We start from the raw sequence: 16,978 nt of genomic DNA on the forward strand, positions 1-16,978 counted from the left end.
CTTTTCAAGTTGATTAGCATCAGCACCATTGAATTTAAGTGTAACTTCCATTAAAATAAGGATTGAAACAAGGAAAACATTTCTCAAAAAGGGTTTGGGATAATGAAATTTAAGTGTAACTTCCATTAAAATAAGGATTGAAACAAATAGGTGGAGATGTAGGTGAATGGAATGATAACGATATTTAAGTGTAACTTCCATTAAAATAAGGATTGAAACTTAATCAATTTTTCTATTTCTTGCAATCTATCTATTATTTAAGTGTAACTTCCATTAAAATAAGGATTGAAACGTTGTTTTATGTGTTCTGATGCTTGCTCTGCAGTTAATTTAAGTGTAACTTCCATTAAAATAAGGATTGAAACATTGTAAGTTGTGGGACGTGATAGGTTTGGGGAATAATTTAAGTGTAACTTCCATTAAAACAAGGATTGAAAATGCTGGTATCAGTACTAAATCAAGAACTTCTTATTTCTATTTAAATAGTAGTTCCATTAAAACAAGTATTTAAAGACAAACTAAAAATACACCTCTAATAATTCTTTTTATTAAAAGCAGAGTTTTTTAAAAAATAATTATTAGGCCTATAGAGCTTTCGAATCTACTTGAAGATATTTTGATTCCTGAAATAGTAGAGTCCATAATAGAAAGTATAAAATCAGTAATTAGTTCCATTTATAAAAAATCTCTTTTGTTTATATAAAACTTATCTTCTTTAATCTATTGATTAAATATTGTATAAATTTTGATAATTTGTATGGTAGATTAAATAATTATAGGCAGATTTAAGTAATTGTTGTGTGGATAGATGATCATATTTCATGAGCGGATATTTTACTTAAATAAATTCTTCAAGGCCTAAATTGTATAAATACGGGTAGATAGTCCTATAATTTACATTAAGCATTGTGTTAAAGATAAAGCAGAGTATTGGAATTTAGATAAGATTATATCTAATGTCAGATAAGAGGGCTAGGTGGATAGCAGCAATTGTCCTTAGGTAGAAATCCTTAGCTGAAAAAACAGGCTTTAAAATAATAAAGATTTAACTAAAAAGTTGCCAAATAGGAGCTTTCCTAATGGCAATTTTTTTATTTTTCCTTATTTAAAAAATGAAAAAGCTTGTATATATAATAATTAAAAATAGAAAATTTATATTTAACCTTTCTTAAAAAACAGTAATAACTTTATGTTTATAATACTTAATAAAAATAAAGTAAACTAAAAAATGGAGGTTTAGGACAATGTCTATTATTAGAGTAGGAAAAAATAAGAATTATACAGTAATTCACAATGGTTTCTTAACAGATAGCAGATTAAGCTTAAAAGCTAAGGGCTTACTTGCTTACTTTTTAAGCAAACCTGATGATTGGAGCTTTTATACAAATGAAATATTTAAAAATTGCAAGGATGGAAAGGACAGCATATCAACAGCCATAAAGGAATTAATAAGCTGTGGATATGTTAAAAGATCAAGAAAGAGAGATGAAAAGGGCAAATTTGTTAGAGGGTCAGAATTTATAGTATATGAAACACCTAGTTTAATTGAAATTGATGAAGAGGAGGAAATAAATATGGATAGTCCAGAACTGGAAGAAGCGATAAAGGACAATTCCTATTCTGAAAAGCCAAATATGGAAAATCCAAAGGGCAAAAATCCAAACTTAGAAATGCCTAATGAGGAATTTCCTCACTGTGAAACTCCAAATTCGAAAAATCCGCCCCTACTAAATACTAAATCTATACTAAATACTGAAAGAGAACTAAATACTGAATATATTCAAAATACTAATACAACACCAAATACTAAATATGAGCCATTGACCAACTGTAGCATAAATACCAGGGGCATAAGTCAAAAGTCTAATAAAAATCATATAGAGAAAAATTGGTGGAGTTGTAGTAATTCAGACATATATCAAATTTATCAAGAAAATTCTTTTGGAAAGATTAACAGCATAATTAAAGAACTTCTAGACAGCTATATTAATAAATACTCAAAGGAAGCTGTAAAGGAAGCTATGATTGAAGCTATAAAAAATAATAAATATACTTTAAGCTATGTGGAAGGCATTCTTAAAAACAGGTATAAAAGGCAGAAAGAGTTAGAAGAGAAAAATTGGGGAGCTTCCACATCAGGTTATGAAGATTTAATTCTAAATCTGGATGATCTATGGGATTAAGCTTAAAACTCCTTAAGAATTTACCCTATTTTATAAAATAAAGGGATAAATACACAAGGCAATAATTCCTGCTCCAATCATCACATAGATAGGGTTTAGCTTCCATTTTCTAAGAACAAAGAAGGAAAGGAAAAAGATTAAAAGCGCAACAAAATCTATGCTTTCAATGTCAAGGGAGATCTTTTCTTCTTTCCATAAGGCTAAAGTTATTAAAGATAAGGCTGCTGATGTAATCATGGCAATAACTGCTGGCCTAAGCCCCTTTAAAACAGATTGAACTGCAGACAACCCCCTGTATTTATAGTAAATATAAGCTAAAATAAGCACTATAATGCAGGAAGGAAGTACAGAAGCAATAGTAGCAACAATAGCTCCTAAAATGCCAGCTATACGCATTCCTACAAAGCTTGCAGCATTAATTCCTATTGGGCCAGGAGTCATTTGAGAAATTGTTATTACATCTGCAAATTCTTTCATATTCAGCCATTCATTAATCTCAACAATTTGATTTTGAATAAGAGGCATGGCTGCATAACCACCACCAAAGGTAAATAGACCTACTTGAAAGAAACTCCAAAATAATTTAAGGTATATCAGTTTAATCAGCTCCTTTTCTTCTATCTTTTGAAAAGTACATGGAAGCAATTCCTATCAAGCCGCTCAGTAAAATAATAATTACAACATTAATATTCAGGAAAAAGGAAGCTATAAAGGCAGCAAACATAACAATTATAGGCATAAGCTTTCTTTCCTTAAAAATATCAGTTATCATGCTGACTGATACATCAAGAACAACTGCAGCAACTCCAGCCTGCATTCCTTTTAGTATATATTTTACAAAAATGTTTTCAATAAAAGCAGAGTAGGCTAGTGATATAATTGATAAAATAATAAGGGGAGGGAGAATGGTTCCTATAATTGTTATAATAGCCCCCAATATTCCTGCTAAGCGATACCCAACAAGTATAGAGGCATTTACAGCCATTGCACCTGGAGATGCTTGAGCTATTGCTGTTAAGTCCAACATTTCTTCTTCTTCAATCCATTTATACTCTTTAACAAACTTCTTTCTCATTAGGGGAACAATAACGTAACCCCCACCAAAAGTGAAGGCACTTAAAAAGAAAGTTGATTTAAATAATTTAAAATAAAAATTAAACTTTTCCTTCAAAATTTTCACCTCGATAGCTTTATTATAATAGTTATCAAACTATAAGTAAAATTTTTAGTTCATAATTTTTAAAGTAAGACAAGCTCTAACTTCTGAAAGACTTGAAAATACTAGTTTTAGAAACTATAATAAATATGTAAAGTGGACAGAAAAAGGCTCATTTTAGCTTGTCCTAGTGAGTAAAAATATTAATTCTAAGCTAGTCCGCAAAAGCCAATAAATCTAGAAAAAATAAGGGTTTGCGAAAAATTTGCATTTAAGTGTTAGTTCCATTAAAACAAGGATTGAAACCACGCTCTTGACCTTAAATCAAACATTAAGTCAAGGATTTAAGTGTTAGTTCCATTAAAACAAGGATTGAAACTTACCAACAAATAATAAAGCATTTCCCCTACGTTTAGGTTTAAGTGTTAGTTCCATTAAAACAAGGAATAGAAGAGGAATAATATTGATAATCAAAAAACAGTAAAAAAGATAAGATAAAAAATAATGATTACTATAGAAGGTATGTAATTAAATATAAAAAATTAAATTATATATAATTTTTTAAGTAAGACAAGCTTTAACTTTTGGAAGTTTTGAAAATACTAGTTTTAGAAGCTATAATGAATATGTAAAGGGGACAGAAAAAGATCATTTTTAGCTTGTACAAGTAAGTAAAAATATGAATTTTAAACTAGTCCACAAATATCAATAAAGCTTGAAAAAATCAGGGCTGGTGGAATTTAAGGTTAGTTCCATTAAAACAAGGATTGAAACTAACATTCTCTTATTGTAATAAAGTCTTTACATATAGTTTAAGTGTTAGTTCCATTAAAACAAGGATTGAAACATAGGATAATTCAATTAGCAAAGCAAGGTAAGGATATATTTAAGTGTTAGTTCCATTAAAACAAGGATTTATTTTAGTTATGAGAATTTAGGCATTAAAAATTTATGAAAAAATATTTTAACAAGAATGATTTTAAAAATTCAATTATTTAATTCAAGTGATAAGAAGCATTGTAATATTTCTTATCATTTTTTTATTAAGAAAAATATATGGATTAGTTATTTTGAATAATTAAGTAAAAAATTTAAAATTATGTTTATAATTAACAAACATTGTCTAGAATTTTAATATTAAGATTTATAAATGTTTATATTTGGGAGAGTGATGCAAATGGAGTTGGTTATTAATACTAATGGAGCATACTTAAGAAAAGTGGATGAAAGATTTCAAGTTACAGTTGGTGGAGTTAGGCAGGAATTTTCTTGTAAGAAAATAGACAAAATTTTAATTACAACTGCTGCTTTAGTAACAACTGATGCTTTAAAACTGGCTATAGAAAATAATATAGATGTAGTATTTCTTGAATATAATGGCCAACCATTTGGAAGAGTATGGCATTCAAAACTAGGAAGTATAACAACAATAAGAAGAAATCAGTTAAAGCTATGCGAAATGGAGCTAGGAACAGAATTTGTAAAGGAGTGGATTTCACAAAAAATAGATAATCAAATAAATCATTTAAAAAAGCTTTCTTTTAACAGAAGTTATGAAAAAGTAAAACTTATAAATGAAGCGGTAGATAAGTTAGAAGAATATAAAGAAAAAGTCATTAAATTAAAGAATGTTACGATAAATAATATAAGAGGTACATTAGAAGGATATGAAGGAGCTTCTGCAAAGCTATATTTTAAGACTTTAGGTCAATTAATACCAGAAAAATATGCTTTTGTAGGAAGAAGCAAGAATCCAGCTAAAGATAAGTTTAACTGCATGCTAAATTATGCTTATGGAATACTTTATTCTAACGTAGAAAGGTCATGTATTATTGCTGGTTTAGATCCTTATATTGGTATAATGCATACAGATAATTATAATAAAACAGCCTTAGTTTTTGATCTTATAGAAATGTATAGAGCTTACATGGATGAAGTAGTTTTTGGTCTTTTTTCAAAGAGAAAAGTTAAAGAAGATATGTTTGACAAAATAGAGGGCGTCGGTTATTGGCTAAACAAAAATGGAAAGCAGCTTTTAATAGAAGTAATTAATAATAGGTTTGAAGAAAAAGTTAAATATAAGGGAAAAATGATAAAACTCAATAATATTATTAAATATGATTGCCATAATATTGCAAATAGAATTTTAAATGAGGTGTCTTAATGTTATATTGGGTCATGTATGATATTTCCGATACTAAAATAAGAAATAGAGCTATAAAAGCATGTAAAAATAAAGGTCTATATAGAGTTCAAAAAAGTATTTTTTTAGGGGAATTAAATAAGAATGATAAGGATGAATTAAAAATAATTATGGAGAAGCTTATTGACGAAGCAACAGACTCTATATACATTTTTCCCACAAATAATCAATATATTTATGATACAGATATAATTGGAAATGGTTTTGATAGAAAGCTGGTGACTAACGAAGTTGTATCAAAGTTTATTTAATGAATTTGAAGAGTATATTACTCCGTCAGAAATTATTGAATTTTTATATTGCCCAAGATTTACCTACTTTATAAAAAATTTAAACATTAGGCAGTACGAAGAAAATAGATTTAAGGTACAACTGGGCAGGGAAAAGCATTTAGATAAAAAGGCTCATAATGACAAGCAAATAAGAAAGAGGATAGGCGGAATTAGTAAAGAGCAGGAAAAGTATTTAATTTCAAAAAAATTAGGAATAAAAGGTATTGTTGATGAAATTTATTTATTAAATGATGGGAGCTATGCTCCATTAGATTATAAATTTGCGGAATATAAAGAAAGAGATTTTGAAACTTATAAAATACAAATGGCCTTATATTCATTAATTATCGAAGAAGCATATAATGCTAAAGTAAATAAATTTTATTTAGTTTATTTGAGGAGTAAAAATTTATTAAAAGAAATAGAATTTGATGGTAAGTTAAAAAAGAAATGCTTAAAATATATTGAAGACTATAAAAAGGTATTAAAAGGATATTATCCAAAGGCCACAAAAAGTAAAGCAAGATGTATAGATTGTTGTTATAGAAATATTTGTGAAAAATAAGGAGCTGTCGCATTAGTGGATTAAAATCCGTTAGCGATAGCTCCTTTTTCTATTCTATAAATTAACTTTTTAGGTGTTATTTTTATTTGCATGTAAATCAACTAAAAATAGGCGCACTTCAATAAGCCTCAGAAAAAAAGCTTTTTTAAAATTTAACTTATGAGGCTTTCTTCAATTCAAATAAGTGCTTACCAGTGCGGCCCGCTTGTATTTTACTATGTAATTTATTTATATTGTGTGCCATTGCAAGAAGTATACTTTCTGCTAATACATTCTTTTGCCCACGACACATAAATCTTCTGAAATTCATGTCTTGTTTTATTTGTGCAAAAGAACCTTCTGCTTGAATACTTCTGTTCATTCTAAGCAAGCAACCTTCTTCGCTTAGAATTCTTTCTAAATCAGACTTTCTTTGGCGATTAAACTTTTTTGATGTTTCAAATCTTTTTACTCTTTCTTCCAAAGGAGTTTTACAATTATTCCCTTTGATGCAACTACTCTTGTAAGTGCAATCATTGCAATCTTCACAAACATAAATTGTCTTTTCACTTTCATATCCTGTTTTAGATTTTCTAATTTTTATATTTTCAGCCTTTAACTGCTTACCATTTCGGCATATGTAGAAATCTTTTTCTTCATTGTAATCCATGTTTTCTATTTTACCGATATCATTTTTATATTTTCTTGTTTTTGATATTTCATAATTAGATGGCTTAATAAATGCTATTTGATTATTTTCTTCAATAAATGAATAGTTCTCCTCACTTTCATATCCAGCATCTGCAACTATTTTTAAGTATTTAAATTTTAAGTTTTCTTCCATGCTTTTCAAGAAAGGTATTAGCGTAGTTGTATCCGTTGGTTGTGGTCCAACTGTAAGCCATGTAATATATTCTGAATCTACACCATGCTGCACATTATAAGCTGGCTTAAGTTGACCGTTTTTCATAGCATCTTCTTTCATCCTCATAAATGTAGCATCAACATCAGTTTTTGAGTAACTGTTTCTATCTCCGCAAGTGTACACTTTTTGAGTATATTCTTTAAACTTTGAAAGATATTCTTCAAGTTTTTCTATTGATCGTTGCAATGCAGTTTTTCTTTTCCCACATCCGTGAACGAATTCTATTCCTTCTGATTTCTTTAGTGCATAAAGCTTTTTTCTAAGCTTTTTTACATGTTTCATTTGAACTTCATTTTTATAGATTAACTTAATATCATAAAGTTCTTCGCACTCTTTAACAAGGTCGGCCACTTTAATTAGCAATTTTGCCATGTTTTTTGTAACTGCCTTTTTCCAGACAAAAGTATATTTATTTGCATAAGCTTCTATTTTTGTGCCATCAATAAAGATAGCATCTCCTGATATCTCACCAATTTTATAAAGAAATTTAGCTGTTTCAGCTAAGATCCTTTCAGAACATGGAGCAAAATGAAGACTTCTAAATCTTGCAAATGTTGCATGATCCGGAGCGGATGCTCCCTCAAGCAAAAACATAAAATTAATGTCTCTACGGCATGCCTTTTCAATATCTCGAGACGAATAAATCTTATTCATATATCCATAAGTCATGATTTTCAGCATTTTTCTTGGCGATACTTGATTTTCCTTTATCTTGGAATAAGTCGAATATAAATCTGTTAAATCCATCTCCTCTACAAATTGACTTAGTAATCGCACTGAATCATTAACCGGTATCATGTAATCAATATTTAATGGAAGTTTTAATTGATAAAACTTTTGGTTTAATGTATAATTCTTTTGTAAAATATTTTCTTTGTGCATAAAAATATTTTATCATAAATCCTAAACTCATGGAGTCTAGGATTTATTTTTTTGCACAAAAAGGGACTGTGCACTAATTATTAGTGCGACAGCCCCTTTTCCTTATTATAATGGAAAAACATAGATTGAAATTATATTTCAATGCTTATTATAATGCAATTTTATTATGGACAATAATATGGTAATATATACATAATAAACCAAATAGTTTTAAGATGATTTTATAAATTGATATTATTAAAGTATAATGTAAAAAACTTTGGTAATAATACTAATGAAACAAAAAATAGGAGGTGTAAAATGAGGGCAATAAGAGATATTGGTGAATTACAGTATAACAATTTTAAATCTCAAGATAAGTTATTAGAAATTTTTACTGAAGATCCTTCCGATGGAGGAAAATATAAAACTGTTTATGAGATTACATTAAATTATATAGATGATGACTTCATATTTAAAGAGATAAATCAAAGAGAATATGATAATGAATTAAAATTTAAGTATTTATATAAAGCAGGATCATCTAGAGGAAGTGATATAACCCCTACAGCTAAAATTACAGAGCCTAATAAAACTTATAAAAATAAGATATTAGTATCATTAAAGGATGGAATTAATTATTGTAATGATACAAATGAAGAGAAAAGAGAAAAAAACATTCTTACAAAGTTGTATAGAAAATTAGCCGAGGAAGAAGAAAAAAATATTAAAGCAATAACTAACATTTTTAATATTGTTCCTAAAAAAGATAGAAGAGTAATTTTAACACTTGTACTAGAGGGTATAGAAGGTAAGAAGTATATAGGTGATTTTGAAGTCTTTAAGAGAAGAGTGAGAGAAGTACCCTTAAAGAAATTTTATTATAGTGAAACCTTCAAAAAAGAGGTAGTTGGCTATGAAAATTTTTGTTCAATATGTAATTCAAAAAAAGAAAGAGTTTTTGGTCTTGCTAGCCCATATGCCTATTATACAGTTGATAAACCTGGATATATTGCAGGGGGATTTAATTATGAAAAAAGCTGGCGTAACTATCCTGTTTGCCAAGAGTGCGCTATAAATTTAGAACTGGGTAAAAATTATATTGAAAAAAATTTACTTTTTAATTTTTACGGAAGGTCATTTTATCTAATACCTAAGCCAATATATTCTAAAGATTTAGAAAATATATTGAAAAAATATGGAAGATTATTAAAAGATGAAGAAAAAAAGGCAAAGGATATTGGAAAAGTTGAAGATAGAATAATTAGAAAATTAGGAGAAGAAGAAAATAAAGTAACTTTTGATTTAATGTTCTTTGAAAAAAATAATAATGCTTTTAATATTTTACTTAATATAGAAGATGTTTACCCATCAACTTTTAATATGCTAAACAAAGCCTGGGAAGATATTAGGAAAACTGAATTCTTTGCTGATATGGACTATTTAGCAAATTTTAATTATTTAAATATGCTATATAGCAGTAAAGAATATAATAAATACTTTCTAGATACAGTAGATAAGATAATTGGAAAGGGAAAAATTGAATATAACTTTTTAATTAACTTTATAAATAAAAAATTAATTGAAGCATTTAAAAAAGAGGAAAAAGATGAATTTGTAAAAGGAGAAGACAATTATTATACTGCAACTTTTAGGGCATATACCTTTATATATTATCTTTATAAAATTAATAAATTTAGAAATAAAGGAGAGGAAGGAGTGGAAGCTATGATAAATAAAGTATGGAAAAAGGAAGACTTTCCAAATAAAATTGATGCCTTTGAAGATTTCTTCAATAAAAATACAGCTTTTTTCAATTCATACTCTAAAAAAGCTGTATTTATGATTGGTTATTTAAGTAAAAAATTAATTAACCTTCAAGCAAGTAAGGAAAATGGTAGAAAGCCATTCATGAGTAACTTAAATGGATTAAATTTAAATAAAAAAGATCTTGTAAGGTTACTGCCAAAAATTCAAGGAAAATTATCAGAATATGATGCTGAATATTATAATGAAGAATTACAATATGCCTCAGAAAATTTAATATTGAGTAATAAACTAAAAGATTTAGCTGATTTAGATATACCTTTCTATTTTTCCTTAGGTATGAATATGGTTAAAAAATTTGAATTAAATACTAAGGAAGAAAAGGAAATTTCACAAAATTAATAAATATTTTATGGGAGGAATAAAGATGATAAAAAATAGATCAGAATTAATTTTTTTATATGATGGAACAAACAATAATTTAAATGGTGATCCATTAGATTCAAATAAACCTAGAATAGACGAAGAATCAGGAATAAATCTTGTAACAGATGTCAGATTAAAAAGAACAATAAGGGATTATTTATATGACTATAAAGGTTTAGAGATCTTTGTAAGAGAAATTAAGGATGACAAAGAAAATGTTCAAGATGCTAAAATGAGAGCAAAGGATTTTGGCAAAACAAAAGAAGAAATAAAAAAGTCTGTAACAGAACAATGTATAGATGTGAGATTATTTGGTGCAACTATACCTTTAGATAAAGATTCAATAACCTTTACTGGACCAGTACAATTTAATATGGGAAGGTCCCTTCACAGAGTTGTATTAAAAAGAATAAAGGGTACAGGAGCTTTTGCTTCAGGAGAAGGAAAGTCTAATAAAACCTTTAGAGAAGAATATATACTTCCATATAGCTTAGTTGGTTTTTATGGAATAATCAATGAACATGCAGCTGAACATACAAAATTAACAGAGGAAGATGTAAATTTGTTAATGGAAGCAATGTGGAATGGAACTAAAAACTTAATTTCAAGAAGTAAGATTGGCCAATTACCAAGATTATTATTAAAGATAAATTTCAAGGAAGATAACTATCATATAGGCGCTTTACTAAATAAATTATCTTTAAATAAGGAAATGGAGGATGAAAATATTAGAAGTCCTAAAGACTATAAAATAGAATTAAGAGATTTGCTAAGGGCTATTACTTTAAATAAAGAAAAAATTGAAAATATAGAATATGTAATTGATGAAGATATAAAATTCTGCTTAGATGGGGAAGAAATAGAATTTACAGAGGCAATTAGGGATGTAGAATTAAAGGCATTAGAAATAAAATAATGAGGAGTGATATTTATGAAATGCTTAGTTTTTGATATAAAAAGTGACTATGGGCATTTTAGAAAATTTTATACTACCTCATCACCTTTAACTTTTTCTATACCTCCAAGGCCTACTGTAGCAGGTATGATTTCAGCGATTATTGGATTAGATAAGGAAGTATACCTTAAATATTTTAATAAAAAGGATGCTAAAATAGCTATACAAATTGCCAGTCCTGTAAATAAAAGCAGAATATCTTATAATTTAATAAATACAAAAACTGCCAATATGTATAGCAAGATTAAGGATAGAACTCAAGTAACCTTTGAACTTTTAAAGGATCCTAAATTCAGAATATATTTTTCTCATAATAATAGTGAAATATACAATAATCTTAAAAACTTCTTAGAAAAAAAGAAAACTTATTATACTTTATCCATGGGACTAAGTGAATATATAGCAGAATTTGAATATATTAAAGAAATAGAAGTTAATGAGGTTAATAACTTGGAGGATTTTGTTTATATTGATACTGCTATAAATTTTCATGAGGAAGTAGAAATAGAATTCGAAGATAATAAAGAATATTTCAAAGATAATATTCCTAATGAAATGAATACTAATAGGGAAATAACAGAGTATATAAAGGTTTTATTTGAACGCAATGGTTTTCCAATAAGATGTAAGTGTAATTATTACGAAGGAAGTGATGGTGAAAAGATTGTCTTCTTATAAAGTATTATCTCATCTTGGTATAAATTTAATTGAGCATTTAAAATTTGTTGGAGATAGAGCAGCTAATTTAATTGAGACAAAAGATATTAATTTTAAATATTCTAAGGAAGAACTATCTGCTGTAGCTAAGGTCATGGGTTACTGCCATGACCTTGGTAAAGCTACAAGCTTTTTTCAAAAATATCTAAATGATAAAATAGAAGAAAAAGACTCAAAGATTGATGAAAAGAAAAAAAGTCATGCATTAATATCAGCTATAATTTGTTATTTTAATCTTAAAAATAAAAATAAGGAACTAGCTATTATGGCTTACATTTCCATAAAGCATCATCATGGTAATTTTAAGGATTTTGTAGAGGAAATAGACGATATTTTAGAAAAAGAAAATCTAATAAAAGTACAATTTAACGCTTTAAATGAAGAAATTAAAGTTATTGCCAAAGAATTAAATTTAGAATTACCTTCTGAAGAGGAAATTATAGATTTGCTTAAAATTATTGATGATGAGTTGGAAGACTATAATGATGAATTAGAAGATAATAAAAATTTTGAAAAATATATACTATTTAAATTTTTATTTTCAGTTCTAATATATGCAGATAAGGAACATGCAATTTTTAGGAAAGAAAATAATATTAACTATGATATTCCTGAAAATCTTATTGATGAATATAAGCTAAAAAAGTTTGGAATTCCTGATAAAGCTAATTTAAGAAACATAGTATATGAAGATGTTTTAGCTAGTCTAAATAATGTTAATAAAAGAATTATGTCTATAACTTTGCCAACAGGTAGTGGTAAAACCTATACCTGTATGGCAGCAGCCTTAAAATTAAAAAAGATGTTAGAAAAGGATATGAAAATAATATATTGTCTTCCTTTTACTTCGGTTATAGATCAAAACTATGAAGACTATAAAAAAGCTCTAGAAGAAGTAATGAACTTAGATAAGGTAACCTCAGATAAAATATTAAAACATCATTATCTATCACCTAAAAATTATGAGAAGACTGAGCTTTATTATGAGGGTGATGAGGGAAGATTTTTAACTCAAAATTGGAATTCTCAAATTGTAGTAACTACTTTTATACAGCTATTTAATATCTTGTTTTCAAATGAAAATAGTAGTTTAATTAAGTATAATGCTTTGTCCGATTCTATAGTTTTACTAGATGAAGTTCAGTCTATACCTTATAAGTACTGGAAGATAATAAATAAGCTTTTAACTGAAATGTCAGAAAGGTTAAATATATATTTTATTTTTATAACAGCTACCCAGCCTTTAATTTTTCAAAAAAATGAAATTATAGAGCTTGCATCTAAGTCTGAAGAATACTTTAAAGCATATAAAAGAACAAAGCTTTTAGTTCATCAAGATCCTATGAATAAGGAAGAGTTTTTTGAATTTGCTGAGAAAATGATTTTAGAAAATAAAAATAAGAATATTTTGTTTATAGTAAATACAATCAAACTTTCTCAGGAATTATATAAAAGAATAGAAAAACTTGAGGATAATAGAAAATTAGAATATTTATCTACAAGTATAGTTCCAATTGAAAGAAGAACTAGAATAGAGAAAATAAGAAATTCAAAAAAGAAGATGATTGTAGTAAGCACCCAGTTAGTCGAAGCTGGAGTAGATATTGATATGGATATTGTGGTTAGGGATATAGCTCCCCTAGATTCTATCAATCAAAGTGCGGGCAGGGCAAACAGAGAAAATAGGGGAGAATATTTAGGAGAAGTTCATCTTGTAAAAATAGAAGAGAATAATAGACTTTTAGCTAGTTATATCTATTCTGATACCCTATTAAATGCTACTAAAAAGGTATTAGAGGGAAAAACTATTATTTTAGAAGAAGATTATAAAACAATAAGTGATATGTATTTTAAAGAAGTAGATAAAAATAAATCCAATAATAAATCTAATGACTTAATAAAAGATATTTATGAATTAGAATTTGAAAAAGTAAAGGATGAATTTAAACTAATTGAAGATCAAGATAAAGTTCAATTATTTATAGAACTTGATAATAAAGCTAAGAAGCTTTGGAAAAATTATTTAGAATATAAAAATATAAAAGATATAAAAACTCGAAGAAATAAATTAGAAAAAATAAAAACAGATTTTTATAGCTATGTTATTTCAGTATTTAGAAATAAGTGCAAAGAAAACGTTGATGGAAAACTAGACTATATTTCTTCTTATGAACTTAACAGTTGTTATGATAGAAAGTTTGGTTATAAAACAGAAGAAGAAAAGCAAATTATACTTTAATAATTAGAGGAGGCCTGCTTTGCAAGTAGAAATATGTAAATTAACTTTTAATAATTTAAATTTATCTCCTAGATATAGTGAGAAAATCAGAGGTTATTTAGGAAATAAATATATAGATAATAACTTAATGCATAATCATGACAATGATAAATTTATTTACAGATATCCTTTAGTACAATATAAGGTAATTAATAATAAGCCAATAATCATTGGGATTAATGAAGCTGCCCAAATAATTGCCAATATAGGAGTTGAGGAAGATAACATAATTATAAATGGAGTTAATTATGATTCCTTAGAAAATAGTATTATCAAAAAAACTTATGATTTTGGTGAAGCAGAGGATTATATAGAATATAAATTTGAAACTCCTTGGATAGCCTTAAGTCAAAAAAATAACTCTTTATATAAAGCTGCAAATGAAATAAAGAAAGAAGATCTTCTTAAAAAAATTTTAATAGGTAATATAATATCAATGTCAAAGGGATTTAATTATACAGTTAAGGAAGAAATAAAGTGCTGGATAAATTTAAAGGAAACTGAAGTAAATTTAAAGGGAATAAAACATACTGCTTTTTTAGGAAATTTTAAAGTCAATTTTTATATTCCTGATTATTTAGGCCTTGGTAAATCTGTTTCAAGAGGCTTTGGGACGATAAAAATAATATAAAGGAACAGTTATACAAAATCCCTTTTAATTAAAGTATCTTATAGTATATTTTAAGATAAATCAAAATAAAAGTAGAAAAATATTTTGTAGGGCAAATCTAATATTATGCTAAAAAAATTATAAGCTTATTTAAATTTATTAAGTCTAGGTTTGTCTTACAATTTATCTAAATCCTAATTGATATAGTTTTTTTCTATTTTATATTACTCCTGTTAAATAAAAATAATTATTCAGTCAAGATAATTTGATAATTAATAACCTGATAGGGGCCAATAGATACATAAAAAGAACTGAAATTAGAGTATTTATCTTGTATTTATAAAAATGAACTGAAAATAGTATTTTATATTAAATAAATTTACTAGATCTAATAATATAAATTTTTTATAAACAAAAGTTTAATTATATATAATTTTTGAAATAAGACAAGCTTCAACTTTAGAAAGGCTTGAAAATACTAGCTTTAGAGACTATAATAAATATGTAAAGTGGACAGAAAAAGATCAGTTTTGGCTTGTACAGATAAGTAAAAATATGAAATCTAAGCTCGTCCACAAAAGCCAACAAAGCTAGAAAAAATCAGTGTTTGCGAAAAATTTCCTATTTAAGTGTTAGTTCCATTAAAACAAGGATTGAAACAAAAAACTTTTATTTGATTTTCAAATTGCTTTTCTATTTAAGTGTTAGTTCCATTAAAACAAGGATTGAAACACGAGCTAAGCCCGGCAACTAAAGAAAATATTATAAAATTTAAGTGTTAGTTCCATTAAAACAAGGATTGAAACGAATGAGAAAAATATTTTCTATAAAAACCATATTCAATTTAAGTGTTAGTTCCATTAAAACAAGGATTGAAACATATTCCAGCTTCATCTCTATTAAATGCTCTGTACTGATTTAAGTGTTAGTTCCATTAAAACAAGGATTGAAACTAAATAAATTTACCTAGAGCTTTACCTTTCTTAACTTATTTAAGTGTTAGTTCCATTAAAACAAGGATTGAAACATGTAAGGACTTGCTTCAATAATTTGTGTCATTGCATTTAAGTGTTAGTTCCATTAAAACAAGGATTGAAACAGTACATCTATAATGGGTTGCATGCTCTGTGATATAGGTTTAAATGTTAGTTCCATTAAAATAAGAATTGAAACCTAAGTTTGATAAAGTTTTGGAGTATTAATGCAACTTTATTTAAGTTTCACTTCCATTAAAACAAGCCTTGAAGAAACTACTGAATATAATATATTTATTAAAGAACTTTTAGATTTTACATAAATTAATTAATTAAGGATGTTGTAAAATTTTTTCTGAAAAATAACTAAAAGTAAATGGATATTTCCTTGGAAATATTTGTAAGAAATTATAGGTAAATTTATCCTAACAATTATTTTGAAAAATACTTTATAATAAACTTAGTATGTATTATTCAAAATCTTAACTTTATGGAAGTGAAAAGAAATGAGAGAAAATAATTCTAAGTTACCTAGAAATAATAAAATTATATTTATGCTTTTTATTTTACTTATGATTTTACTTATGATTTTATCGTAGTTATCATGGGAACTTTCTATGGAAAAAAGCTACAAAAGGAAAATTTACTAACTCAAAAATTAGAAGAGCTTACTAATGATTTTAACAATATAAATATTATGAATATGAATGAAGATGAAGAAAAATCTTATAATGAGCTTAAAAGCAAATTTGAAAACTCAATAAATGAAAAAAATCTTGATAAAAGTGAAGAGCTATATAAGTACCTGCTAAAATTAAATGCTTCAGTATCAGCTAGGCTAGAAAAAGAAAAAAGGATGGCTAAAGAGGAAGAAAGTCTAGCAGCGGAAAAAGCAAAGGAAGAAGCTGATAAAATTCAAAATTCAGCAGCTGGCAATAATGAACAAAAAGCTAAAACAAATGAAAATATATCTGCCAGAATTGGAAATACTTCTCCAGCAGTAAATTCCAGTCAGCTTTTTTTGTTGTAAGCACTGGTGGCACTTATGCAGAAGTTGTTTTATGGCAGAAAGACAGTGAAGGTATTTGGTATGAATTTGATAGAATG

Annotated in this window: 13 protein-coding genes and 2 CRISPR repeat arrays (1 of these 15 running past the window's edge); of the genes, 10 read left to right on the top strand and 3 right to left on the bottom strand. The window is 26.9% G+C overall.

The features are described from left to right. Positions 1-438: a CRISPR direct-repeat array (repeat unit 37 nt; unit sequence ATTTAAGTGTAACTTCCATTAAAATAAGGATTGAAAC); it begins 781 nt to the left of the window's first position. A gap of 806 nt (positions 439-1,244) precedes the next feature. Next, entirely contained in the window at positions 1,245-2,183 is a 939-nt protein-coding gene (locus tag BEN51_RS04565; protein WP_119864902.1) for a DnaD domain protein, read from the top strand. Between the two features lie 30 nt (positions 2,184-2,213). Here BEN51_RS04565 and BEN51_RS04570 read toward each other — a convergent pair whose 3' ends face one another. Both BEN51_RS04570 and BEN51_RS04575 read right to left on the bottom strand, forming a co-directional pair. After that, the gene (locus tag BEN51_RS04570; protein ID WP_119866577.1) at positions 2,214-2,780 is read right to left on the bottom strand and encodes a chromate transporter; all 567 of its coding nucleotides are present in this window, start codon (positions 2,778-2,780) and stop codon (positions 2,214-2,216) included. 1 nt (position 2,781) lies between these two features. Continuing rightward, positions 2,782-3,363, bottom strand: coding sequence for a chromate transporter (locus tag BEN51_RS04575; protein WP_335621846.1), 582 nt, complete (start codon positions 3,361-3,363; stop codon positions 2,782-2,784). A gap of 1,153 nt (positions 3,364-4,516) precedes the next feature. Here BEN51_RS04575 and cas1 point away from each other — a divergent pair. From cas1 to cas4, 3 genes are read left to right on the top strand one after another with little or no spacing between them, the layout of a single operon-like run. Then, positions 4,517-5,503, top strand: coding sequence for a CRISPR-associated endonuclease Cas1 (gene cas1 / locus BEN51_RS04580; protein ID WP_119864904.1), 987 nt, complete (start codon positions 4,517-4,519; stop codon positions 5,501-5,503). Next, positions 5,503-5,793 carry a CRISPR-associated endonuclease Cas2 gene (gene cas2, locus BEN51_RS04585; RefSeq protein ID WP_119864905.1) on the top strand — a complete coding sequence of 97 codons (291 nt, stop codon included), beginning with the start codon at positions 5,503-5,505 and terminating at the stop codon, positions 5,791-5,793. Before cas1 ends, cas2 begins: the two co-directional genes overlap by 1 nt. Then, a complete protein-coding gene (gene cas4 / locus BEN51_RS04590; RefSeq protein WP_119864906.1) occupies positions 5,774-6,379 on the top strand; it encodes a CRISPR-associated protein Cas4 in 606 nt (201 codons plus the stop codon). The genes cas2 and cas4 overlap by 20 nt, the downstream gene beginning before the upstream one ends. A 157-nt stretch (positions 6,380-6,536) precedes the next feature. Here the strand turns inward: cas4 and BEN51_RS04595 are convergent, their stop codons facing one another. Beyond that, on the bottom strand, positions 6,537-8,165 hold the full coding sequence (locus BEN51_RS04595; protein WP_119864227.1) for an IS1182 family transposase: 1,629 nt from the start codon (positions 8,163-8,165) through the stop codon (positions 6,537-6,539). A gap of 300 nt (positions 8,166-8,465) precedes the next feature. Here BEN51_RS04595 and BEN51_RS04600 point away from each other — a divergent pair, with 300 nt between their 5' ends. The 6 genes from BEN51_RS04600 to BEN51_RS04625 all read left to right on the top strand — a co-directional run bounded on the left by BEN51_RS04600 (position 8,466) and on the right by BEN51_RS04625 (position 16,901). Continuing rightward, positions 8,466-10,313, top strand: a complete 1,848-nt coding sequence (locus BEN51_RS04600; RefSeq protein WP_119864907.1) for a TIGR02556 family CRISPR-associated protein — start codon at positions 8,466-8,468, stop codon at positions 10,311-10,313. Positions 10,314-10,338: 25 nt separating this feature from the next. After that, the gene (gene cas7b, locus BEN51_RS04605) at positions 10,339-11,253 is read left to right on the top strand and encodes a type I-B CRISPR-associated protein Cas7/Csh2 (RefSeq protein WP_119864908.1); all 915 of its coding nucleotides are present in this window, start codon (positions 10,339-10,341) and stop codon (positions 11,251-11,253) included. A gap of 15 nt (positions 11,254-11,268) precedes the next feature. Then, the gene (gene cas5b, locus BEN51_RS04610) at positions 11,269-11,970 is read left to right on the top strand and encodes a type I-B CRISPR-associated protein Cas5b (protein ID WP_119864909.1); all 702 of its coding nucleotides are present in this window, start codon (positions 11,269-11,271) and stop codon (positions 11,968-11,970) included. Beyond that, on the top strand, positions 11,945-14,248 hold the full coding sequence (gene cas3 / locus BEN51_RS04615) for a CRISPR-associated helicase Cas3' (RefSeq protein ID WP_119864910.1): 2,304 nt from the start codon (positions 11,945-11,947) through the stop codon (positions 14,246-14,248). Before cas5b ends, cas3 begins: the two co-directional genes overlap by 26 nt. 19 nt (positions 14,249-14,267) lie before the next feature. Beyond that, positions 14,268-14,918, top strand: coding sequence for a CRISPR-associated endonuclease Cas6 (locus tag BEN51_RS04620; protein WP_119864911.1), 651 nt, complete (start codon positions 14,268-14,270; stop codon positions 14,916-14,918). A 602-nt stretch (positions 14,919-15,520) separates the two neighbouring features. Continuing rightward, a CRISPR array of direct repeats spans positions 15,521-16,145; the repeat unit is 37 nt; unit sequence ATTTAAGTGTTAGTTCCATTAAAACAAGGATTGAAAC. A 330-nt stretch (positions 16,146-16,475) separates the two neighbouring features. Beyond that, a complete protein-coding gene (locus BEN51_RS04625; protein WP_119864912.1) occupies positions 16,476-16,901 on the top strand; it encodes a hypothetical protein in 426 nt (141 codons plus the stop codon). The last annotated feature ends 77 nt before the right edge of the window (positions 16,902-16,978 follow it).

The sequence above is a fragment of the Clostridium isatidis genome (assembly GCF_002285495.1).
Taxonomy (GTDB): Bacteria; Bacillota; Clostridia; order Clostridiales; family Clostridiaceae; genus Clostridium; species Clostridium isatidis.